The organism is Microbacterium sp. NIBRBAC000506063 (assembly GCF_017968845.1).
Classification (GTDB): domain Bacteria; phylum Actinomycetota; class Actinomycetes; order Actinomycetales; family Microbacteriaceae; genus Microbacterium.
The window spans coordinates 1,690,700-1,711,046 of record NZ_CP072876.1 but is presented as its reverse complement, the minus strand read 5'-3'; the positions used below and the strand labels follow the sequence as shown (position 1 = coordinate 1,711,046).

At 68.0% G+C, this 20,347-nt stretch carries 24 protein-coding genes and 3 pseudogenes; 1 reads left to right on the top strand and 26 read right to left on the bottom strand.

From position 1 onward, the window contains the following. Positions 1–2 precede the first annotated feature (2 nt). The 23 genes and pseudogenes from KAE78_RS09800 to rpsJ all read right to left on the bottom strand — a co-directional run bounded on the left by KAE78_RS09800 (position 3) and on the right by rpsJ (position 11,900). Positions 3–602: an adenylate kinase gene (locus KAE78_RS09800; protein ID WP_223170721.1), complete on the bottom strand. Its 600-nt coding sequence runs from the start codon at positions 600–602 to the stop codon at positions 3–5. Beyond that, positions 599–1,921 (bottom strand): preprotein translocase subunit SecY, encoded by a 1,323-nt coding sequence (secY, locus tag KAE78_RS09795; RefSeq protein ID WP_223170720.1) that lies wholly within the window; start codon positions 1,919–1,921, stop codon positions 599–601. The genes KAE78_RS09800 and secY overlap by 4 nt, the downstream gene beginning before the upstream one ends. Before the next feature lie 100 nt (positions 1,922–2,021). Further along, positions 2,022–2,395, bottom strand: a pseudogene (rplO, locus tag KAE78_RS09790) (50S ribosomal protein L15). 50 nt (positions 2,396–2,445) lie between these two features. Beyond that, positions 2,446–2,694, bottom strand: a complete 249-nt coding sequence (locus tag KAE78_RS09785) for a hypothetical protein (RefSeq protein ID WP_223170719.1) — start codon at positions 2,692–2,694, stop codon at positions 2,446–2,448. Next, positions 2,694–2,879 carry a 50S ribosomal protein L30 gene (gene rpmD / locus KAE78_RS09780; RefSeq protein WP_223170718.1) on the bottom strand — a complete coding sequence of 62 codons (186 nt, stop codon included), beginning with the start codon at positions 2,877–2,879 and terminating at the stop codon, positions 2,694–2,696. The genes KAE78_RS09785 and rpmD overlap by 1 nt, the downstream gene beginning before the upstream one ends. Further along, complete coding sequence (gene rpsE, locus KAE78_RS09775; protein ID WP_223170717.1) at positions 2,879–3,559, bottom strand: 30S ribosomal protein S5; 681 nt, start codon at positions 3,557–3,559, stop codon at positions 2,879–2,881. Before rpsE ends, rpmD begins: the two co-directional genes overlap by 1 nt. A gap of 16 nt (positions 3,560–3,575) precedes the next feature. Beyond that, positions 3,576–3,938 (bottom strand): 50S ribosomal protein L18, encoded by a 363-nt coding sequence (rplR, locus tag KAE78_RS09770; protein ID WP_223170716.1) that lies wholly within the window; start codon positions 3,936–3,938, stop codon positions 3,576–3,578. Positions 3,939–3,940: 2 nt separating this feature from the next. Then, the gene (gene rplF, locus KAE78_RS09765) at positions 3,941–4,477 is read right to left on the bottom strand and encodes a 50S ribosomal protein L6 (RefSeq protein WP_223170715.1); all 537 of its coding nucleotides are present in this window, start codon (positions 4,475–4,477) and stop codon (positions 3,941–3,943) included. A 6-nt stretch (positions 4,478–4,483) separates the two neighbouring features. Next, positions 4,484–4,882, bottom strand: a complete 399-nt coding sequence (gene rpsH / locus KAE78_RS09760) for a 30S ribosomal protein S8 (protein WP_223170714.1) — start codon at positions 4,880–4,882, stop codon at positions 4,484–4,486. 235 nt (positions 4,883–5,117) lie between these two features. Then, positions 5,118–5,708: a 50S ribosomal protein L5 gene (rplE, locus tag KAE78_RS09755; RefSeq protein WP_223170713.1), complete on the bottom strand. Its 591-nt coding sequence runs from the start codon at positions 5,706–5,708 to the stop codon at positions 5,118–5,120. Positions 5,709–5,710: 2 nt separating this feature from the next. After that, positions 5,711–6,058 carry a 50S ribosomal protein L24 gene (rplX, locus tag KAE78_RS09750; protein ID WP_223170712.1) on the bottom strand — a complete coding sequence of 116 codons (348 nt, stop codon included), beginning with the start codon at positions 6,056–6,058 and terminating at the stop codon, positions 5,711–5,713. Between the two features lie 2 nt (positions 6,059–6,060). Beyond that, positions 6,061–6,429, bottom strand: coding sequence for a 50S ribosomal protein L14 (rplN, locus tag KAE78_RS09745; protein ID WP_223170711.1), 369 nt, complete (start codon positions 6,427–6,429; stop codon positions 6,061–6,063). A 26-nt stretch (positions 6,430–6,455) separates the two neighbouring features. Beyond that, complete coding sequence (rpsQ, locus tag KAE78_RS19725) at positions 6,456–6,878, bottom strand: 30S ribosomal protein S17 (protein ID WP_223170710.1); 423 nt, start codon at positions 6,876–6,878, stop codon at positions 6,456–6,458. Then, complete coding sequence (gene rpmC / locus KAE78_RS09735; protein WP_223170709.1) at positions 6,878–7,192, bottom strand: 50S ribosomal protein L29; 315 nt, start codon at positions 7,190–7,192, stop codon at positions 6,878–6,880. The genes rpsQ and rpmC overlap by 1 nt, the downstream gene beginning before the upstream one ends. Further along, positions 7,192–7,611 carry a 50S ribosomal protein L16 gene (gene rplP, locus KAE78_RS09730; RefSeq protein ID WP_223170708.1) on the bottom strand — a complete coding sequence of 140 codons (420 nt, stop codon included), beginning with the start codon at positions 7,609–7,611 and terminating at the stop codon, positions 7,192–7,194. Before rplP ends, rpmC begins: the two co-directional genes overlap by 1 nt. Further along, entirely contained in the window at positions 7,611–8,357 is a 747-nt protein-coding gene (gene rpsC / locus KAE78_RS09725) for a 30S ribosomal protein S3 (RefSeq protein ID WP_223170707.1), read from the bottom strand. Before rpsC ends, rplP begins: the two co-directional genes overlap by 1 nt. Beyond that, complete coding sequence (rplV, locus tag KAE78_RS09720; RefSeq protein WP_223170706.1) at positions 8,357–8,755, bottom strand: 50S ribosomal protein L22; 399 nt, start codon at positions 8,753–8,755, stop codon at positions 8,357–8,359. Before rplV ends, rpsC begins: the two co-directional genes overlap by 1 nt. Before the next feature lie 25 nt (positions 8,756–8,780). Then, positions 8,781–9,062 (bottom strand): 30S ribosomal protein S19, encoded by a 282-nt coding sequence (gene rpsS, locus KAE78_RS09715; protein WP_223170705.1) that lies wholly within the window; start codon positions 9,060–9,062, stop codon positions 8,781–8,783. Positions 9,063–9,074: 12 nt separating this feature from the next. Then, positions 9,075–9,913: pseudogene (rplB, locus tag KAE78_RS09710) on the bottom strand (50S ribosomal protein L2). A gap of 24 nt (positions 9,914–9,937) precedes the next feature. Then, a complete protein-coding gene (gene rplW / locus KAE78_RS09705; RefSeq protein WP_223170704.1) occupies positions 9,938–10,261 on the bottom strand; it encodes a 50S ribosomal protein L23 in 324 nt (107 codons plus the stop codon). After that, complete coding sequence (rplD, locus tag KAE78_RS09700) at positions 10,258–10,920, bottom strand: 50S ribosomal protein L4 (RefSeq protein WP_223170703.1); 663 nt, start codon at positions 10,918–10,920, stop codon at positions 10,258–10,260. The genes rplW and rplD overlap by 4 nt, the downstream gene beginning before the upstream one ends. Further along, positions 10,913–11,583: pseudogene (gene rplC / locus KAE78_RS09695) on the bottom strand (50S ribosomal protein L3). The gene rplD and the pseudogene rplC overlap by 8 nt, the downstream one beginning before the upstream one ends. Positions 11,584–11,591: 8 nt before the next feature. After that, on the bottom strand, positions 11,592–11,900 hold the full coding sequence (gene rpsJ / locus KAE78_RS09690; protein WP_017201594.1) for a 30S ribosomal protein S10: 309 nt from the start codon (positions 11,898–11,900) through the stop codon (positions 11,592–11,594). A gap of 527 nt (positions 11,901–12,427) precedes the next feature. On the opposite strand from rpsJ, the gene KAE78_RS09685 reads away from it, so the two are divergent. Next, positions 12,428–13,225 carry a hypothetical protein gene (locus tag KAE78_RS09685; RefSeq protein ID WP_223170702.1) on the top strand — a complete coding sequence of 266 codons (798 nt, stop codon included), beginning with the start codon at positions 12,428–12,430 and terminating at the stop codon, positions 13,223–13,225. 67 nt (positions 13,226–13,292) lie between these two features. On the opposite strand, the gene KAE78_RS09680 is transcribed toward KAE78_RS09685, so the two are convergent. From KAE78_RS09680 to KAE78_RS09670, 3 genes are all read right to left on the bottom strand, one after another. Then, positions 13,293–13,424 (bottom strand): SipW-dependent-type signal peptide-containing protein, encoded by a 132-nt coding sequence (locus tag KAE78_RS09680; RefSeq protein WP_223170701.1) that lies wholly within the window; start codon positions 13,422–13,424, stop codon positions 13,293–13,295. A 260-nt stretch (positions 13,425–13,684) separates the two neighbouring features. Further along, on the bottom strand, positions 13,685–17,389 hold the full coding sequence (locus KAE78_RS09675) for a DUF5979 domain-containing protein (protein WP_223170700.1): 3,705 nt from the start codon (positions 17,387–17,389) through the stop codon (positions 13,685–13,687). After that, positions 17,275–20,340, bottom strand: a complete 3,066-nt coding sequence (locus tag KAE78_RS09670) for a DUF5979 domain-containing protein (RefSeq protein WP_223170699.1) — start codon at positions 20,338–20,340, stop codon at positions 17,275–17,277. Before KAE78_RS09670 ends, KAE78_RS09675 begins: the two co-directional genes overlap by 115 nt. Positions 20,341–20,347: the final 7 nt, after the last annotated feature.

Sequence of the window (20,347 nt, the reverse complement as noted above, 5' to 3'; positions counted from 1 at the left end):
GATCAGGCCGTGGCGAGGACGCCGCGCGCCGAGAGCGCCGCGGCGATGCGCTCGGTGACCTCGTTGAGCGAGCCGACGCCGTCGATGTGGTCGACGATGCCGCGCTGCCCGTAGACCTCGAGGATCGGGGCGGTCTCCTGCTCGTAGATGTCCAGGCGCCGGGCGATCGTCTCTTCGGTGTCGTCGGAACGCCCCTGCTCGAGAGCCCGCTGACGCAGGCGTGCGATGCTCTCGGGACGCGGGACGTCCAGCAGGAGGACCGCGTCGAGGGCCACACCGCGTCCGCTCAGGTACTCGTCGAGGTGGGCGACCTGCGCGGTGTTGCGCGGGTAGCCGTCCAGGAGGAATCCGCCCTGCGCGTCGTCCTGCGACAGCCGATCGCGCACGATCTCGCTCGTCAGTTCGTCGGGGACGAGGTCGCCGGCATCGAGGATCGCGGTGACCTTCTGACCGAGCTCCGTTCCTTCCTTGATGTTGGCGCGGAAGATGTCGCCCGTCGAGACGACCGGGATCCGGAGCGCCGAGGCGACGCGGACTCCCTGCGTGCCCTTGCCGGAGCCCTGCGGGCCGACGATCAGGAGGCGTGCGGAGGAGTTCGTCATCGGAGAAGCCCTTCGTAGTGGCGCTGCTGAAGCTGCGCGTCGATCTGCTTGACGGTCTCGAGTCCGACGCCGACGATGATGAGGATCGAGGCGCCGCCGAACGGGAAGTCCTGGTTGGCCTGGACCGTCGCCAGTGCGACCAGCGGGATGAGCGCGATCAGACCGATGTAGATCGAGCCCGGCGTCGTGATGCGGGTCAGCACGTAGTCGAGGTACTCGGCTGTCGGGCGGCCGGCGCGGATGCCGGGGATGAACCCGCCGTACTTCTTCATGTTGTCGGCGACCTCGACCGGGTTGAAGGTGATCGCGACGTAGAAGAAGGTGAAGCCGATGATCAGGAAGAAGTAGACCGCCATGTAGAGCGGGTGGTCGCCGGTGGTGAAGTACTGCTGGATCCAGGTGACCCACGGCGCCGGGGCCGAGCCGTCGGCGGGGGTGTTGAACTGCGCGATGAGCATCGGCAGGTACAGCAGCGACGACGCGAAGATGATCGGGATCACGCCCGCCATGTTCACCTTGATCGGGATGTAGGTGTTCGTGCCGCCGTACGTGCGCCGGCCGACCATGCGCTTGGCGTACTGCACCGGGATGCGTCGTTGCGACTGCTCGACGTAGACCACCAGGGTCATGACGATGAGTCCGACGATCATCACCAGCAGGAAGATGTCGATGCCGTGCGCCTCCCAGATGCGGCCGAGCGAGCCGGGGAAGGTGGCGGCGATGGACACGAAGATCAGCAGCGACATGCCGTTGCCGATGCCGCGCTCGGTGACGAGCTCGGCGAACCACATGATCAGACCGCAGCCGGCGGTCATCGACATGATGATGAGCATCTGCGCCCACCACACGTCGTTGGTCAGAAGCTGGTTGCAGGCGGCGAAGTCGGTCGCACCGAACAGCTGCCCGCTGCGTGCCACGGTGACGAGCGTCGTGGACTGCAGGAGCGCCAGCGCGATCGTCAGGTAGCGCGTGTACTGGGTGAGCTTGGCCTGGCCGGCCTGGCCCTCCTTGTGCAGCGTCTCGAAGTGCGGGATGACCACACGCAGCAGCTGGGTGATGATCGTGGCCGTGATGTACGGCATCACGCCCAGCGCGAAGATCGACAGCTGCAGCAGGGCGCCACCGGAGAAGACGTTCACCAGACCCAGCAGGCCTTCGGTGCCCGCGTTGAAGGCGAGGCACTCCTGGACGTTCGGGAAGTTGATGAACGGAGCCGGGACATGCGAGCCGAGCCGGTAGATGGCGATGATCGCCAGAGTGAAACCGATCTTCCGCCGCAGGTCAGGCGTGCGGAAAATCCGCGCGATGGCGCTAAACAAGTGCGTTCCTCCTGAAAGGGATGCCGATCCGCGAAAAGACGGCCGAAAGACCAGCGTAACCCAAGAGGGCCGGAGAATCTCCGACCCCTCTTGCGCAGTGTTACTTGATGGATCCGCCTGCGGCGACGATCTTCTGCTCGGCAGAGCCCGAGACCTTGTCGACGGCCACGGTGAGCTTGACCTGGATGTCGCCGCCCCAAGGACCTTGACTTTCTCGTTCTTGCGCACCGCGCCCTTGGCGACGAGGTCGCTGACGGTGACCTCACCACCCTTCGGGTACAGCTCGGCGAGCTTGTCCAGGTTCACGACCTGGTACTCGACGCGGAACGGGTTCTTGAACCCGCGCAGCTTCGGGGTGCGCATGTGCAGCGGCATCTGGCCACCCTCGAAGCCGGCGCGCACGGTGTTGCGCGCCTTGGTGCCCTTGGTGCCGCGACCGGCGGTCTTGCCCTTGGAGCCCTCACCGCGACCCACACGGGTCTTGGCGGTGTTGGCACCCGGGACCGGACGCAGGTGGTGCACCTTCAGCACGCCGGGACGGGATGCCGGGGCATCCGACTTCTCGGCGGGCTTCTTGGCAGCCGGCTTCTTGGCAGCGGGCTTCTTGGCGGCAGCCTTGGGGCGTCGGCCTTCTCGTCCGCAGCCTTCTTGGCGGGCGCCTTCTTCGCCGGGGCCTTCTCGGCCGCCGGCTTCTTCTCGGCAGCAGCCTTCTTGGCGGCGGGTGCCTTCTTCTCGGCGACCTCTTCGGTCGCCTTCTCGGCCTTCTCAGCCATTAGTCGATCTCCTCAACCTTCACGAGGTGAGCAACGGTCTTGACGTACCCGCGCGTCTGCGAGTCGTCCGGACGGACGACCGAGTCGCCGATCCGCTTGAGACCGAGCGAGCGCAGCGTGTCGCGCTGGTTCTGCTTCTCGCTCACCTTGGACTTGATCTGGGTCACCTTGAGACGGGCGGCCATCAGGCACCTACCTTCTGCGCGGCCGCAGCGGCGGCAGCGGCCTTGGCCTCGTTCCGGATGATGATCTCCGGGACGACGGCGTCGTAATCCAGGCCGCGGCGGGCCGCGACGGCGCGAGGCTCCTCCAGCGACTGCAGCGCCTCGACGGTCGCGTGCACGATGTTGATCGTGTTCGACGAGCCGAGGGACTTGGAGAGGACGTCGTGGATGCCGGCGCACTCGAGAACGGCGCGGACCGGACCACCGGCGATGACACCGGTACCGGCAGCGGCCGGACGAAGCAGCACGACGCCTGCGGCGGCCTCACCCTGCACGGGGTGCGGGATGGTGGAGCCGACGCGGGGCACGCGGAAGAAGTTGCGCTTCGCCTCCTCGACACCCTTCGAGATCGCCAGCGGCACCTCTCGGGCCTTGCCGTAGCCGACACCGACCATGCCGTTGCCGTCACCGACGACCACGAGCGCGGTGAAGCTGAAGCGGCGACCGCCCTTGACGACCTTCGACACGCGGTTGATCGTGACGACACGCTCGAGGAACTGGTTGTCCCCGCGGTCTCGCGAGTTGCGGTCACGACCGCCCTGGCCGCGGTCACGGCCGCCGCGGCGGCCTTCGCGCTGCTCGCGGGCGGGCTCGGCCGCCTCGGCGGTCTGACCCTCGGGAGCAGTCTGCTCGGTGGTCACTTCGTTCTCCTTGTTGTCACTCACAGTGCCAGCCCCCTTCACGGGCGCCCTCGGCGATGGCCGCGACACGACCGGCGTAGCGGTTGCCGCCACGGTCGAACACTGCCTCGGTCACGCCGGCGGCCTTCGCGCGCTCGGCGACGATCTCGCCGACCTTACGGGCCTTGGCGGTCTTGTCACCCTCGAAGGCACGCAGATCGGTCTCGAGCGTGGACGCGGATGCGACGGTGAACCCCTTGCTGTCGTCGACGAGCTGCACGAACACGTGGCGTGCAGAACGGTTGACGACGAGGCGCGGACGGGTCTCCGTGCCGACGATCTTCTTGCGAAGACGGGCGTGGCGACGCGCGCGGGCGTCGGACTTCGACTTCACAGCCATGATTACTTACCAGCCTTTCCGGCCTTGCGACGCACGACCTCGCCGGCGTAGCGCACGCCCTTGCCCTTGTACGGCTCGGGCTTGCGGATCTTGCGGATGTTCGCAGCCGCCTCGCCGACGGCCTGCTTATCGATACCACTCACGGTGACCTTGTTGTTGCCCTCGACCGCGAAGGTGATCCCCGCGGGCGGGTCGACCAGGACCGGGTGCGAGAAGCCGAGGGCGAACTCGAGCGAGCTGCCCTTCTGCTGCACACGGTAACCGGTGCCGACGACCTCGAGGCCCTTGGAGTAGCCCTGGGTCACGCCGATGATGTTGTTGTTGATGAGGGTGCGGGTCAGTCCGTGCAGCGAACGCGACTCGCGCTCGTCGTCCGGGCGAGTGACCAGGACCTGGCCCTCCTCGACCTTGACCTCGATGGGGCTGGCCACCTGGAGGGTGAGCTCACCCTTGGGTCCCTTCACCGAGACCGCGCTGCCGTCGACCGCGATGGTCACGCCGGCAGGGATCTCGATGGGAAGTCGTCCAATACGCGACATTCTCGATCACCACACGTAGGCGAGAACTTCTCCGCCCACGCCCTTCTGCTGTGCCTGGCGGTCCGTGAGGAGGCCAGAGGAGGTGGACAGGATGGCGACGCCGAGGCCGCCGAGCACGCTGGGCAGCTCGGTGGAGCGTGCGTACACGCGCAGGCCGGGCTTCGACACGCGCTTGATGCCCGCGATCGAACGCTCCCGGTTCGGGCCGTACTTCAGCGTCAGCGTGAGGGTCTGGCCGACACGGGCGTCGGTGACCTCGAAGCCGGCGATGTAACCCTCCTGCTGGAGGATCTCGGCGATGTGCGTCTTCAGCTTGCTCGACGGCAGCGTCACGGTGTCGTGGTGCGCCGAGTTCGCATTGCGCAGACGGGTCAGCATGTCTGCGACCGGGTCTGTCATTGTCATTTGGTGTTCCTTTGTTCAGCGGTTTCGGATGCCGTTACACGACATCCGACCTTCGTGAGTGCTCTATCTTCAGTTGTTGTTTCGGTTGTCTTGCTTGGGCGTTTCGACTCGGCAGCTTCGCTGCCTCGCTCAACGACCGTTCCGTGAGTCGCGTGGCGTCTCACGGTGAGGACGGCTGCGCCGCCTCGCTCAACGACCGTTCCGCGGGCCGCGCAGCGGCCCGCGGTGAGGACCTTTACGCAGCAGGGTCCTGCTGTGTAAAGGGGAACCCGAGGTGACGCAGCAGCGCACGGCCCTCTTCGTCCGTCTTGGCCGAGGTGACGACGGTGATGTCGAAACCACGGACGCGGTCGATCTTGTCCTGGTCGATCTCGTGGAACACGCTCTGCTCCTGGAGACCGAAGGTGTAGTTGCCGTGGCCGTCGAACTGCTTGCCCGAGAGACCGCGGAAGTCGCGGATACGGGGCAGCGCGAGGTTGACCAGACGGTCCACGAACTCCCAGGCGCGGTCGCCACGGAGGGTGACGTGCGCACCGATGGCCTGACCCTCGCGCAGCTTGAACTGGGCGATGGACTTGCGGGCCTTGGTCACGACCGGCTTCTGGCCGGTGATCCGGGTGAGGTCGTCGATGGCGCCCTCGATCACCTTGCTGTCGCGAGCCGCCTCACCGACGCCGGTGTTGACGACGACCTTGACGAGGCCCGGGATCTGCATGACGTTCTTGTACGCGAACTCGTCCTGCAGCTTCTGCTGGATTTCCTCACGGTACTTCTGCTTCAGGCGCGGCTGGATCTTGCCAGCCGGCGCGGCAGTTGCGTTGCTCATTCTCAGAGGTCCTTGCCTGACTTCTTGGCGTAGCGCACACGGACGGTGCGCTTGTTGCCGTCCTTGACCTGCTCCTCGAGGCGGTGGCCGACGCGGGTCGGCTTCTTGCTCTCGGGGTCGACAAGGGCGACGTTGGAAATGTGGATCGGGGCTTCCATCGTCTCGATGCCGCCCGTCTTGGTGCCGCGCTGGGTCTGTCCGACGCGGGTGTGCTTGGTGACGTAGTTCACGCCCTCCACGATGACGCGGTCCTGCTCGACGATGACGTCGAGGACCTTGCCCTGCTTGCCGCGCTCGTCACGGGCGCCGGCGATGACCTGGACCAGGTCACCCTTCTTGATGTTCGCCATGATCAGATGACCTCCGGTGCCAGCGACACGATCTTCATGAACTTCTTGTCACGGAGCTCACGACCGACCGGGCCGAAGATACGCGTGCCGCGGGGCTCGCCGTCGGCCTTCAGGATGACGGCCGCGTTCTCGTCGAACTTGATGTACGAGCCGTCGGGACGACGGGTCTGCTTCTTCGAACGGACGATGACCGCCTTGACGATGTCGCCCTTCTTGACGTTGCCGCCGGGGATCGCGTCCTTGACCGTGGCCACGATGGTGTCACCCAGACCTGCGTAACGACGGCGCGAGCCACCGAGAACGCGGATCGTGAGCAGCTCCTTCGCGCCGGTGTTGTCGGCGACCTTGAGGCGGGATTCCTGCTGAATCACAATTACTCCTTAAGCAAGCCGAAGGCTTACTTGGCCTTCTCGAGGATCTCGACCAGGCGCCAGCGCTTGGTGGCGCTGAGCGGGCGGGTCTCGTTGATGAGGACGAGGTCGCCGATGCCGGCGGTGTTGGCCTCGTCGTGCGCCTTGACCTTCGACGACACGCGGATGACCTTGCCGTACAGGGCGTGCTTCACGCGGTCCTCGACCTCGACGACGATGGTCTTGTCCATCTTGTCGCTGACGACGTAGCCGCGGCGCGCCTTGCGGTAACCACGGGCGTCCGCGTCGCGGACGTCGTGCTCGGCCGACTCGTGGCCGGCAGCCTGCGGTGCGGCCTCCTTGACGGGCGCCGCCTTCTTCTCAGCGGTCTTCGTCGCCTTGGCGGCGGGCTTCTTCTCCGCAGCCTTCGCTGCGGGGGCCTTCGTGGCGGCCTTCTTCTCTTCGGCCATTACTCAGCCTTCCCTTCGGCGTCGTCCGAGGTGTCCTCGGTCTTCTTCGCCTTCGACTTCTTCGCCTTGGCCGGAGCCTCCACGGCGGCGGGCGTGGCACGGATGCCGAGCTCGCGCTCACGGATGACGGTGTAGATACGGGCGATGTCGCGCTTGACGGCGCGGATGCGGCCGTGGCTGTCCAGCTGGCCGGTGGCCGACTGGAAGCGGAGGTTGAACAGCTCCTCCTTGGCCTTGCGCAGCTCCTCGACGAGGCGCTGGTCTTCGAACGTGTCGAGCTCGGCAGATGCGAGCTCCTTGGTGCCGATCGCCATTACGCGTCGCCCTCCTCGCGCTTGATGATGCGTGCCTTGAGAGGCAGCTTGTGGATGGCACGGGTCAGGGCTTCACGAGCGAGTTCCTCGTTGACGCCGGCGACCTCGAAGAGGACGCGACCCGGCTTGACGTTTGCGACCCACCACTCCGGCGAGCCCTTACCGGAACCCATGCGGGTCTCGGCCGGCTTCTTCGTGAGCGGACGGTCGGGGTAGATGTTGATCCAGACCTTTCCACCACGCTTGATGTGACGGGTCATCGCGATACGAGCGGACTCGATCTGACGGTTGGTCACATAGGCGGGGGTGAGCGCCTGGATGCCGAACTCGCCGAACGACACCTTGGTGCCGCCGGTGGCGTGGCCCGAGCGGCCCGGGTGGTGCTGCTTGCGGTACTTGACCTTGCGGGGGATGAGCATTATGCCGACGCTCCTTCTGCCACCGGCGCCTCGGCACGAGGGCCACGACGGCGGTCGCCACGGTCACGGGCAGGCTTCTGGTTGGCCTGCTCACGTGCGAGTTCCTTGTTGGTGAGGTCGCCCTTGTAGATCCACACCTTCACGCCGATGCGGCCGAACGTCGTGCGGGCCTCGTAGAAGCCGTAGTCGATGTTCGCGCGCAGCGTGTGCAGGGGAACGCGTCCCTCGCGGTAGAACTCGGAGCGGCTCATCTCCGCGCCGCCGAGACGGCCGGACACCTGGATGCGGACACCCTTAGCGCCGGCGCGCTGGGCGCCCTGGAGGCCCTTGCGCATCGCACGGCGGAACGCCACGCGAGCGGAGAGCTGCTCGGCGATGCCCTGTGCGACCAGCTGGGCGTCAGCCTCGGGGTTCTTCACCTCGAGGATGTTGAGCTGGATCTGCTTGCCGGTGAGCTTCTCGAGGTCGCCACGGATGCGCTCGGCCTCGGCGCCGCGACGACCGATCACGATGCCCGGACGGGCCGTGTGGATGTCGACGCGGACGCGGTCACGGGTGCGCTCGATCTCGATGTTCGAGACACCGGCGCGGTCGAGCTGCGTCTTCAGGAGGCCCCGGATCTTGATGTCCTCGGCCACGTAGTCGGCGTAACGCTGCCCGGGCTTCGTCGAGTCCGAGAACCAGCGCGACACGTGGTCCGTGGTGATGCCGAGGCGGAAGCCGTACGGGTTTACCTTCTGTCCCATTACTTGCTCGCCTTCTTGTTGCTGTCGCCGGCAGCGGTCTCCGCGACCTCCGGCGTCGAGAGCACGACCGTGATGTGGCTCGTGCGCTTCTTGATCTGGAATGCGCGACCCTGTGCGCGGGGCTGGAAACGCTTGAGCGTCGTGCCCTCGTCGACGTACGCGTTCTTCACGTACAGGTCCTGCTCATCGAGGTACTCGCCGTCGCGGTCCGCCTTCACCTGTGCGTTGGCGATGGCCGACGCGACAAGCTTGTAGATCGGCTCGCTGGCACCCTGCGGGGCGAACTTCAGGATGGCCAGGGCCTCCTGAGCCTGCTTGCCCTTGATGAGCGCGACAACACGACGAGCCTTCTGAGGGGTCACGCGGATGTGTCGCACGCGTGCGATGGACTCCACCATTTCTTACTCCTCTTGCGCCACCGCGTCAGCGGCGACGGCCCTTCTTGTCGTCCTTCTCGTGGCCGCGGAAGGTGCGGGTGGGCGCGAACTCGCCCAGCTTGTGGCCGACCATGGTCTCGGTCACGAACACGGGGATGTGCTTGCGACCGTCGTGGACGGCGATCGTGTGACCGAGCATCGCGGGGATGATCATCGATCGGCGCGACCAGGTCTTGATGACGTTCTTGGTTCCGGCCTCGTTCTGCCCGACCACCTTGCGCAGCAGGTGCTCGTCGACGAAGGGGCCCTTCTTGAGACTCCGTGGCATCTTCTTCTACTCCTACTTGCGCTTCTTGCCGGCGGTACGGCGACGCACGATGTACTTGTCGCTTTCCTTGTTGGGGTGACGGGTGCGGCCCTCGGCCTGACCCCACGGGCTGACCGGGTGACGACCACCGGAGGTCTTGCCCTCACCACCACCGTGCGGGTGGTCGACCGGGTTCATGGCGACACCGCGGACGGTCGGGCGGACGCCCTTCCAGCGCTTGCGGCCGGCCTTGCCCCAGTTGATGTTGGACTGCTCGGCGTTGCCGACCTCGCCGATCGTGGCGCGGCAGCGGGCGTCGACGTTGCGGATCTCGCCCGACGGCAGACGGAGCTGCGCGAAGGGCCGTCCTTGGCGACGAGGCGGACGCCGGCGCCGGCCGAGCGGGCCAGCTTCGCACCGCCACCGGGACGCAGCTCGATCGCGTGGATCACGGTACCGGTGGGGATGTTGCGCAGCGGCAGGTTGTTGCCGGGCTTGATGTCCGCGGCGGGACCCGACTCGACGATGTCGCCCTGCTGCAGCTTGTTCGGGGCGAGGATGTAGCGCTTCTCACCGTCGAAGTAGTGCAGCAGCGCGATGCGCGCGGTGCGGTTGGGGTCGTACTCGATGTGCGCGACCTTGGCGTTGACGCCGTCCTTGTCGTTGCGACGGAAGTCGATGATGCGGTACTGGCGCTTGTGGCCACCACCGATGTGACGCGTCGTGATGCGGCCCTGGTTGTTGCGACCACCGGTCTTCGACAGCGGGCGCAGCAGCGACTTCTCGGGCGTCGATCGGGTGATCTCGGCGAAGTCGGCCACCGACGAGCCGCGGCGACCCGGGGTCGTGGGCTTGTACTTGCGAATAGCCATATCTCTAGTCCTCTATCCCGACCGTCAGCCGACTGCCGTGAAGATGTCGATGGTGCCCGACTTCAGGGTCACGATGGCGCGCTTGGTGTCCTTGCGCTTGCCGGTGCCGAAGCGGGTGCGGCGGGCCTTGCCGACGCGGTTGATCGTGTTGACGCCGGCAACCTTGACGCCGAAGATCTTCTCGATGGCGAGCTTGATCTCGGTCTTGGTGGCGCGCGGGTCCACGAGGAACGTGTACTTGCCCTCGTCGATGAGGCCGTAGCTCTTCTCAGAGACCACCGGCTTCAGGATGATGTCGCGCGGGTCCTTGTTGCCGGCCGTGGCCAGGACGTTGTCCTTCGCGGTCATGCCGAGACCTCCTCGTTGGAGCCGGTCCGCGACGCGATGAACGCGTCGAGGGCGGCCTTGGTGAAGACGATGTCGTCCGAGACGATCACGTCGTAGGCGTTGAGCTGGTCGAAGCTGAGCACGTGAACGTTGCGCAGGTTGCGCACGCTCTTGATGGTCAGCTCGTCATTGCGCTCGATCACGACGAGCACGTTCTTCGACGGGGCGACCTCGGCGAGGAAGCTCGCGGCGGCCTTGGTCGAGGGCGTGCCCTCGATGCCGAAGGACTCGATGACGTGCAGGCGCTCACCGCGAAGGCGGTCGCTGAGCGCGCCCGCGAGGGCGGCGGCGATCATCTTCTTGGGGGTGCGCTGCGAGTAGTCGCGCGGCTGCGGACCGTGGACGGTGCCACCGCCGCGGTGCTGCGGCATCCGGACCGAACCCTGACGGGCGTTGCCCGTGCCCTTCTGCTTGAAGGGCTTGCGGCCGGAACCGGAGACGTCGCCGCGAGTCTTCGTGGCGTGCGTGCCCTGGCGTGCCGCCGCGCGCTGCGCGACGACGACCTGGTGGATGAGCGGGATGTTCGTCTTGACGTCGAACACCGAGGCGGGAAGCTCGACAGAGCCTGCCTTCTTGCCTGCGGCGCTGCGCACGTCGAGCGCGAGAGTCGAGTCAGCCATGTGTCTCAGGCCCCTTCACTGCGTTGCGGACGTAGACGATGCGGCCGCGCGCGCCGGGGACGGCGCCCTTGACGAGCAGCAGACCCTTCTCGGCGTCGATGGCGTGCACCGTGAGGTTGAGGACGGTCACGCGCTCGCCGCCCATACGGCCGGCCATGCGCATGCCCTTGAAGACGCGGCTCGGAGTCGACGAGGCGCCGATCGAACCGGGCTTGCGGTGGTTGCGGTGTGCACCGTGCGATGCCGAGACGCCCGCGAAGTTGTGGCGCTTCATGACACCCGCGGTGCCCTTGCCCTTGCTCGTGCCGACGACGTCGACGAGCTGGCCGGCCTCGAACAGACCGTCGACCGTGAGCTCCTGACCGAGTGAGTAGTCAGCAGCATCCGCGGTGCGGATCTCGGTGACGTGGCGGCGCGGCGTGACGCCGGCGGCCTCGAAGTGGGCGGTCAGCGGCTTGGTGACCTTGCGGGGTCGATCTGGCCGTAGGCGATCTGAACGGCGTTGTAGCCGTCCTTCTCGGGCGTGCGAACCTGCGTCACCACGTTGGGTGCGAGCTCGATCACGGTCACGGGAACGAGCTTGCCGTTCTCGTTCCACACCTGGGTCATGCCGAGCTTGGTGCCGAGCATGCCCTTGGAAATCTTGGAGTTGATGTCAGCCATGTCGAACCTCAGAGCTTGATCTCGATGTTGACATCGGCCGGGAGGTCGAGACGCATCAGCGAGTCGACGGCCTTGGGCGTCGGGTCGACGATGTCGATCAGGCGCTTGTGGGTGCGCATCTCGAAGTGCTCGCGGCTGTCCTTGTACTTGTGGGGCGACCGGATGACGCACACGACGTTCTTCTCGGTCGGAAGGGGCACGGGGCCCACGACAGTCGCGCCCGCACGGGTCACGGTGTCGACGATCTTTCGCGCCGACGTGTCGATGACCTCGTGGTCATACGACTTCAGGCGAATGCGGATCTTCTGTCCCGCCATTTGTCTGCTCACTCTCTTTTCTCGCGTCTTACCGACCCGGTGGCCCGGGGGCATTGGACGCACGTCGGCGTTCTTCACGCCATGGCACCGATCAGGATCTTGCGAACCGATCTGCGCACCACTGTTCTGCTGTCATTCCGCCTGCCTTACAGAAGGCGGATGCCGACCTCCGCCGCGCACGGCAGAACCTCGATATTCAAGGTGTCGGGATTGTTCTGCTGCCCGCGGCCTAGGTCCCTGCGCATGTGCGCCGCCTATGCACTGCCCTGGCAGTGATTCTGCGCACGCCGGGCGCACGCAGAAATGTGGAACTTGTCAATTCTGCCATGCCCGATCGCCTTCCGCAAACCCGGGCGTGTCGCGCCCGCGCGTCACCCTGGTGCACCGGTCGGCGCGGCGGTCGGGACGCACTCTCGATCGCCGTTTCGACACGATCCCGTCGGAGCATGACCAGGCAGGATGCGAGCACTCGCGGAGGCACGAGATCTCATACGATCATCCTCCACCAGTTTCTGCTCGGCGGGGGCGTGCTGCTGGCGACCGGCGCGGTCATCGCCCTGGGCCAGGTCAGCGATTACGATCTGCTCCTCCTCGGCACGAGCATGATCTTCGCGGCCACCGCCGCAGCCGTCCTCCTGCCGTGGGAGCGGCTGCCCTATGTCCTCAGCGCGCTCATACCCGCCGTCGACGTCATCGCGATCGCCCTCCTCCGGCCTGCGACCACCGGCGCGGCGATGGGCGTGCTCTGGGTCTTCCCTGCGATGTGGGCGGCCTGGTCGTACGGACTGGCGGGAATGGATGAAAGCGCGAGGAGCAGGGCGGCGGCAGCGCCGAACGCGAGAAGTGCGCGGTCGCGAGAGCGCGCCGGCACTCCCCGTCCCGGCGCGGTGTCGCTCACCTTCTTCACGGTGTGTTCCTCGCTTCGGGCGCAGAAGAGGGACTCGGAACCGGACGCGATGCGCCGCCCTGCGCGCCGCATCGCGTCCAGCGCCCTACGGCGTCCAGCGCCCTACGGCGTCGCCGCAGTCTGCTTCACCGTGAACTCGATGCCCTCGAGATCGAGCGATGCCTGCTGCGAATCGTTGTCCACTTCCTCGCCGAAGGGGAAGGTGACGGTCACCTCGACAGGGATGGTGTACACGCCCGGACCGCTGAAGGTGGCGGCCGCCGTGTCGAAGGACCCGGTGCCGCCGGTCACCTCTGCCGCACCGGTCACGAAGGCGATCTCGAAGAACTCGACGTCGCCGGTGATCGACGACTCCGCGACCGCGATCGCGCCCCGGATGTGGTCGCCCGCAGCCGCGACCACGAGGTCGGCGGTGTAGGTCGCGGTGTCACCGGGAACCCATGTCGTGATCTCCGGAGCCCACGCTCCGTCCTGGACCTCGAGCGTCAGCGTTCCAGCGGTGATGGTCCCCCGTCGAGCGCGTCCTGCGCGTTCCAGTGCGCGAGCGAGCCGGCACCGCCGAGAAGAAGGACGAGTCCGGCACCTGCGGCGACAGCGCCCTTGGCGAATCTGTTCATGAGAAGTCTCCGTATCGGGTTCATTCGGAGGGAAGTCTCTCTGGTGCGCACCCATGGAAAAGCCCCGTCCGTTCTTCGGGTTCGGACGGGGCATCGACGGATACGTCATCTCCCCAGGAGACAGAATGCCCACTGCCCCGGAGGCCTCATCAATCGGACTGCGCAGGGTCTTGGGGAAACCTGACGTTCCTGAGGAACCCTTGAGGTTCCTCGCCCTTGGCCCTTCCAGCGGCTTGCGGAAGGGCCAAGGGACGACGTGATCAGACCGCCTGCCTCTCCTTCTCGCGGCGGCTGCGGCCGAAAGCGATGAGCAGGATGCCGGCGAGGAGTGCCGCCACCGCGGCACCGCCGATCGCCCAGGGCACGTCCGCGCCCGTGACGCCCAGGAATCCGGGGCCGCCGCTGTCACTGCCCTCCAGAATGCCCGGCACGTTGTGCGTCGTCGTGCAGCTCTCCGCGCACTCCCCGCCCGGCGCGCCCGCGGGGACGACGACGTTGGTGATCGGGGCCGGCTCGGCGTCCGCGTTGATCGTCACCGCGTAGCTCACCGTCGCCGTCTCGCCCGGCGCGAGGTCGGGGATCGTCCAGGTGAGCGTCTCACCGCTCAGCGACAGCGTCGGGTGGAGGGCTCCCGTGAGGGTGGCCTGCGCCAGCACATCGCTGAGATCGTCGATTCCGAGCGCACCCGAGAGCGTGCCGTCGCCGACGTTGACGGCGGTGAGCGTGTAGGTCACCGTCTGCCCTCGCTCGACGGTCGATCCCGATCCGGGCGTGCTCGACTTGGCGATCGTCCACGCCGGAACCGGGTGGGAGGTCGCGCAGTCCTCGGTGCACTCGCCGCCGGGACCTTCCGGCACGACGACGTTGCGCAGCGTCACACCGCGCGCGTCCTCGTCGACCGCGATCGTGTAGCTCACCGAGACCGTCGCCCCGACGGCGATCGTGCCAGGCGTCCAGGTGAGGGTCTCGCCCGAGAGCTCGAGTCCGTCCGGAAGCTCGCCGACCAGCTCGGCATGCGCCAGCACGCCGCTCAGGTCGTCGATCGCGACGGCGCCGGCGACCGGGACCTCGCCCTCGTTGACGATGGTGAGCGTGTAAGTCACCTCACCACCGGGGAGGACGACCGAGCCGCTGGCCGGGTCGCTCGACTTCGAGAGCGTCCAGCGCGGCGTGTGGTGGACGGTCGCGCAGTCCTCGACGCACTCCCCTCCGTCGCCCGGCTCGACGCCGTTGCGGATCGTCACGCCGTCGAAGCCCTCGCGGACCGTGACCGCGTAGCTGACGCTGGCCGTGTCGCCGGGCTCCATGACCGGGATCGCCCAGGTCAGTACGTCGCCATCGCGGGTGAGGCCGTCCGGCAGCGCGCCGAGCTCGGCGAACCCGATCACGCCGGAGAGGTCGTCGGTGGCGGTCGCTCCCGACACCGTCGCCTTCTCGGTCGTGTTCGCGGCCGTGAGCGTGTAGGTGATCACGTCGCCGGCGACGACGGCGGAGCCGCTGTCGGGATCGGCGGTCTTGCTGATCTCCCACGCGGGCGTGTAGTGCTCCGTGGTGCAGTCGGGGCATTCGCTCGGCGGGTTCTCACCCGTCGTGGTCACGCTGTTGCGCAGTTCGACGCCCCACTGGCCCGGATCCACCGTCACCGCGTAGGTGAGGGTGAGCGGTGTCCCGGCGGACACGCGACCGATCGTCCAGACGAGTGCGTCGCCGGAGACGGCGGCCGAGCCGGCCGACGCGATGAGCGAGTCCTCATCCAGCGTGGCGAACGGGACGACCTGGCCGAGGTCGTCGACCACCACGACGTCGTCGACGAAGCCGATCTGGCCGGGAGTGACGGTCACGGTGTAGGTGATGACGTCGCCCGGCTCGACCGTGCTGCCGCTGATCGGGTCTGCGGTCTTGGCGATCGCGTAGCTGCCGATCTCGCGGCTGAGCGTGTTGGTCGCCGTCACGAGGACAGAGGCCTCGGCATCCGCGGGGATCTCGAAGGCGATCGAGGCTCCGTCGTCGGTGCCCTCCGCGCCCGCGATCGACATCTCGGTCTCCCACGTGTACGAGGGGTCGTTCACCTCGGGCAGCCCGACCTCGGTGACGACGCAGTCGCTGCCGACCGGGATCTCGACGGCAGGACTCCACACGCCGCCCGCGGCGATCGAGAACTCCCCGTCGCCCGCGGCCGGGAAGACGTCGCCGTCCGCGGCCACGCACTGCCACTCGAAGCCGTACTCCGGCGTCTCGTCGACGAGGCCCGAGGAGTCGCCCTCGAACGCCTTCGTGACCGAGAAGCTGCCCGTGAGGCGCGCGACGGTGTTGGTGACCGTCGTGTTCGCGACGGCGGGCGCCGCCTCGATCGTCACCGGGTCGCCGATCTGCACGCCGACCCACTGATAGGAGTCGTCGTCCGGATGCGGCGCGGCCGGCTGGTCCTCGCCGGCGACCCAGCAGTCGGTGTCGACGTAGTGGTCGTCGGGGGCCAGGAACGTGCCCTCGCCCGTGATCGACCACGGGAGCGGCTCGGTCTGCACGCCGTCGTACTCGCAGACGTACGTGCCCGAGTACTCGATGGCGGATGCCGGCACCTGCTCGCTCACGCCCTCGCCGCGCTCGACGGCCTTGGTGATGGAGAAGCTCCCGAAGACGCGCACGACGGTGTTCGTCACGGTGACGGATGCCGTCTCCCCCGCCTCGATCTCCACGCTCTGCGTCTCGGGGTGGGCGCCCCAGGCGTAGGAGCCGTCGACGAAGACGCCGTCCCGCAGCGTGTCCTCGGTGACCGAGCAGTCCGCGGTGACCGGGATCTGCGGGGCGGCCGGGTCGAGCGTCGCCGCTCCCCCGGCGGCCGGTGCCGTCCAGCGTCCGAAGGCGACGGTCTCGCCGCCGTAGACGCAGGTCCAGTCGCCGCTGACGGTGAGTCCGGCATCCGCGAATCCCTCGGACGGGCCCTCGAGCGCCTTGGCGATCGCCAGCGACGAGAAGACGCGCTCCGGCGTGTTCGTGACGGCGAAGGAGGCCGGGGCGCCTGCCGTGACCGTGGCCGGATCGGCGTCGACGACGGCATCCGTCCAGGTCCACGAGGCGTCGACGAGGTCGGCGTCGTCGGGAGCGGTCTCGGTCACGGCGCAGGAGGTCCCCAGCGGGAGGACGGTGTCGCCGGTGAGCGTCGCCGCACCCGTGCCGGAGACGGTCCAGGTGCCCGAGAACGTCTCCTCCCGGTCGGTGCCCTCCGCGTACACGCAGGTGAAGGCGCCGGTGAACTGCGCGTCGTCGTCGACGACGCCGTCGAAGGCGGAGTCGATGTGCTTGGTGATCTCGATCGTGCCCGTGACCCGGGTGATCTCGTTGTCGACCGTCACCTCGTGCGCGCCCTCGCCGATGGTGAGCCCGGTCGCCTGGTCGCCGTCGATCTCGATCGTGTGCCCGCTCCAGGCGTAGGAGTCGTCGTGGAGGCCGCCGGTGAAGACACCCTCGCTGACGGCGCAGGTCCAGCCCTGCGGGACGTCGGCGATGAGGGTCGCCGTGCCCGCACCGGGCAGCACGGTGGCCTCGCCCGTCCTGCGGTGCTCGGCGTCCGCGTTCCCGAGGTCGGCCGGGTCCAGCGCGCAGACGATGCCGATCGGGAAGCCCGCGAAGTCCTCGTCACCGGTGAAGCCGTCGGTCTCACCGGAGAGCGTCTTCTCCACGACGACCGAGCCGGTCTCGCGGGTGAGCTCGTTGCCCACCGACAGGAGGTTCTCGCTCGGGGTCGCACTGACCGAGGCGATCCCGGTGTAGACCGGGTCGAGCCAGCGGAACGAGGCGTCGCTCGCGCTCGGCGCGGCCAGGGTGCTCTCCGTGACCGAGCACTCCGCCGTCAGCGGGATCTCATCGATCGCGCCGGTGGTGGCGACCAGCGTCGCGGGGTGCCCGCCGACGAGCCGGTGCCCGACCAGGTGCCCTCGGCGACGATCGCACCGTCGTAGCGGCACTCCCAGGTGCCGTCGTAGACGCGGTCGGCCGGGACGACGCCCGAGTGCCCGCCGTCGTCGAAGACCTTCTCCAGCGCGATCTCGCCGTAGACACGGTGCATCGAGTTCGTGACCGTCATGACCGGGGTATCGGTCTCGGCGACCGTGACGCCCTCGGGGTGGCTGTAGGTCGGCGCGCTCCACGCGAAGGAGGCGTCCTTGAGTCCACCGTCGGCGATCTCACCCTCCTGCACCGAGCAGTCGGCGCCGAGCGGGATGCCCGTCCACGTCGTCGTCTCGCCGTCGGCGATCGTGCGCGTCGCCCCGACCTGCGCGGAGGCGCCGGTGGTCGGGTCCACGCACGTCAGCGTCATCGGGAACAGCGGCTCGGCCCCGCCGACGAAGCCGTCGCCGAGCGCGGTGACCTGCTTGCGGACGCTCACGTCGCCGGCTCGGGCCGACATGGTGTTCGTCACGGCCACTGCGACGGTGGCTCCGTCGGCGGGAGTCGTGAATCGGATGCCGTCGGCGACCGGCGTGCCCTCGGCGCCCGTGACGCTGAAGCTCACGTCGTCCCAGCGGAAGGGGTCGATCGGCGTCGGGAGACTCCCGGTGTCCTCGGTCACGACGCAGTCGGAGCCCGCGGGGATCTCTTCGTCGGGACCGCCGCTGCCTCCGGCGGGCACGCCCAGGGTGCCCGAGATCGGGTCGCCGCTGGCGGGCCGGCACTCGAAGTGGAAGGTGAAGTCGGTGTCCTCGAACTGCTCGCCGGCGGTGCCGCCGGTGACGCTCTTGGTCACCGAGAAGGAGCCGGTCGTGCGGCTGAGGGTGTTCTCCACCTCGGCGGTCACGCCCGCGGTCGTGATCGGCGCGAGGCTCGTGGGCAGCTCGACCGCCCACGTGTAGGAGTTGTCGCCGTCGACGGGATTCGCCGGCGCGGTCTCGGTGACCTCGCAGACGCTGCCGACGAGCAGCTGGGCGTGGTCGCCCGTCGCGTTCGACAGGTTCGCCGCGCCGCCGGAGGCCGGTGCGCTCCAGGTTCCGTTCGCGACGGTCTCGCCGCCGAAGACACAGGTCCAGGTGCCGGTGAACGGCGCCGTGATCGCGGCATCCGTGCCATTGGTCACGGTCTTGGTGATCGCGAGCGGTCCGTAGACGCGCACGATGTCGTTGACGACGGTGACGGATGCCGGAGTCTGCGAGGCGGGTACCGTGACGGCGCCGTCGGTCAGACCCTCGTACGTCGGGGTCTGGACCCAGGCGTACGAGGCGCCGGGCAGTGCGGTGCTGCCGCTGGGAAGCGCCGTCTCCTCGACCGTGCACGACGTGCCGATCGGGAGGAAGGGCGTCTCCTGCGCGCCGCCGAGCTCGGTCTCGAAGGTGAAGACCTGCGAGTAGTCCGACTGCTGCCCCTGGGCGGGGGCGTCGCAGACGACGGTGACCTCGAACGTCGTGCCGGCGCTGACCTGGTTCTCGAAGTTCGCGATCTGCTTGATCACCGCGATGCGACCGAAGCCGATGGCGTTCGGGTTGACGACGGTGACCGAGGCGGGCGCGTCGCTCGTGGCCGTCACCGTGCCGTCGGTGAGTCCCTCGTATGCGGGGTCGCCCCAGACGTAGCCCGGCGCGAGGTCGGGACGCGCGTCGGTCTCGGCGACCTCGCACTCGACGCCCGAGGGCACCTGGACCGTGTCGGAGGCACCGTGGGCGAGCGTGACGCTGCCGGAGACGTCGCCGCAGGTGTACTCGATCGTGAAGTCGCCGCCCGTGTAACCGGCGCCGTCGACGCGCTTGGCGATCGTGAGGTCGGCGAGGTCGCGGGTGAAGTGGTTGATGACCGTCGCGGTCGCCGCGGCATCCGTCAGGATCGTCACCGGCGAGGTGATGTCCGTGCCGTCCCAGCGGTAGGAGGCGTCGGCGAAGTCGCCGTCCACCGCGCTCTGGGTCTCGGTGATCGCGCACGAGGACGTCGCCGGGATGCCGGTCACGGTCTCGCTGTCGCCGTGGGCGAGCTCGATCGTGCCGCTCGCGGTGGTCGCCGCGCCGATCGTGCAGACGTAGCCGATCTCGAAGGCGCGGCTGCCGCCGGTGTACCCGGATGCCGGAACGCCGTCGCGCGGCTGCACCTGCTTGGTGATGACGAGGCTGCCCGTGTTCTGCGAGACGGGGTTGGTGAGGTTCACCGTGACCGTGTCGTTCGTCGGGACCTCCACCGAGGTCGACGGCGTCGTCGTGGGCGATCCCCACACATAGGAGCCGTTGGCCAGGTTCTCGGAGGTGCCCGTCGGAGCGTTCAGCTCGGTGACGGTGCAGTCGGCGCCGGCCGGGAGGTCCGCGACCGTCGCCGCGGTGCCGGCGGCACCGTTGGTCGCGGCCGGGTTGATCGTCACGGTGCCGGTGATCTGGTTCGTGCCGCCCGGGACGAGGCACACGTACTCGGCGGTGAAAGCCATGGCGGCACCGGCGGTGTAGGCGTCGTCTGCGGCATCCACGGTCTTCGTGATCGCGAGCGAGCCGGTCTGGTAGCGGTTGGTCACGGTGCAGGTGACGTTCTGTCCGTGCGTCAGGGTGACACTGCCGTTCGACACGGGAACGGCGCCGCCGCCGGAGGTCTGGCAGACCCAGGCGCCGTCCTGCTGGTATCCGCCGGTGGTGTTCGGGTTGCCTGCGGTCTCGCTCAGGAGGTAGGTGCCGGCGATGACGCTCTGGCCGGTGACGGCGGCGCTGTTGCCGGGGCCTGAGACGCTCTCCGCGGAGACGACGCCCTGACCCTGCGCGTTCAGGGTCCAGTGCCCGGGCTGTGCGACCGGTGCGGGCTGGCCCGTGCTGACGACGTCCTTCACGAGGGAGAGGGTCGCCCGCGGTGTGTAGGTGTTCGTGTAGGTGCAGGTGATGTCCGCGGCGGCGGGGTTCGCCGTGGTGGTGTCGGGCGGGATCGTGACCGTGCGACCGGTGACCGTGACGCCGGGCACCGCTGCA

Coding starts and splice junctions, on each gene's coding strand:
- rpsS (WP_223170705.1), bottom strand. CDS start 9,062: ATGCCACGGAGTCTCAAGAAGGGCCCCTTCGTCGACGAGCACCTGCTG.
- rplP (WP_223170708.1), bottom strand. CDS start 7,611: ATGCTCATCCCCCGCAAGGTCAAGTACCGCAAGCAGCACCACCCGGGC.
- rpmC (WP_223170709.1), bottom strand. CDS start 7,192: ATGGCGATCGGCACCAAGGAGCTCGCATCTGCCGAGCTCGACACGTTC.
- rplX (WP_223170712.1), bottom strand. CDS start 6,058: ATGGCGAACATCAAGAAGGGTGACCTGGTCCAGGTCATCGCCGGCGCC.
- rplW (WP_223170704.1), bottom strand. CDS start 10,261: ATGACCGCGAAGGACAACGTCCTGGCCACGGCCGGCAACAAGGACCCG.
- rplF (WP_223170715.1), bottom strand. CDS start 4,477: ATGTCGCGTATTGGACGACTTCCCATCGAGATCCCTGCCGGCGTGACC.
- rplR (WP_223170716.1), bottom strand. CDS start 3,938: ATGGCTGTGAAGTCGAAGTCCGACGCCCGCGCGCGTCGCCACGCCCGT.
- rpsC (WP_223170707.1), bottom strand. CDS start 8,357: ATGGGACAGAAGGTAAACCCGTACGGCTTCCGCCTCGGCATCACCACG.
- KAE78_RS09680 (WP_223170701.1), bottom strand. CDS start 13,424: ATGAACAGATTCGCCAAGGGCGCTGTCGCCGCAGGTGCCGGACTCGTC.
- KAE78_RS09800 (WP_223170721.1), bottom strand. CDS start 602: ATGACGAACTCCTCCGCACGCCTCCTGATCGTCGGCCCGCAGGGCTCC.
- rpmD (WP_223170718.1), bottom strand. CDS start 2,879: ATGGCCGCCCGTCTCAAGGTGACCCAGATCAAGTCCAAGGTGAGCGAG.
- rplE (WP_223170713.1), bottom strand. CDS start 5,708: ATGAGCAACGCAACTGCCGCGCCGGCTGGCAAGATCCAGCCGCGCCTG.
- rpsJ (WP_017201594.1), bottom strand. CDS start 11,900: ATGGCGGGACAGAAGATCCGCATTCGCCTGAAGTCGTATGACCACGAG.
- KAE78_RS09785 (WP_223170719.1), bottom strand. CDS start 2,694: ATGGCTGAGAAGGCCGAGAAGGCGACCGAAGAGGTCGCCGAGAAGAAG.
- rpsQ (WP_223170710.1), bottom strand. CDS start 6,878: ATGGCCGAAGAGAAGAAGGCCGCCACGAAGGCCCCCGCAGCGAAGGCT.
- rpsH (WP_223170714.1), bottom strand. CDS start 4,882: ATGACAATGACAGACCCGGTCGCAGACATGCTGACCCGTCTGCGCAAT.
- rplV (WP_223170706.1), bottom strand. CDS start 8,755: ATGGTGGAGTCCATCGCACGCGTGCGACACATCCGCGTGACCCCTCAG.
- rplD (WP_223170703.1), bottom strand. CDS start 10,920: ATGGCTGACTCGACTCTCGCGCTCGACGTGCGCAGCGCCGCAGGCAAG.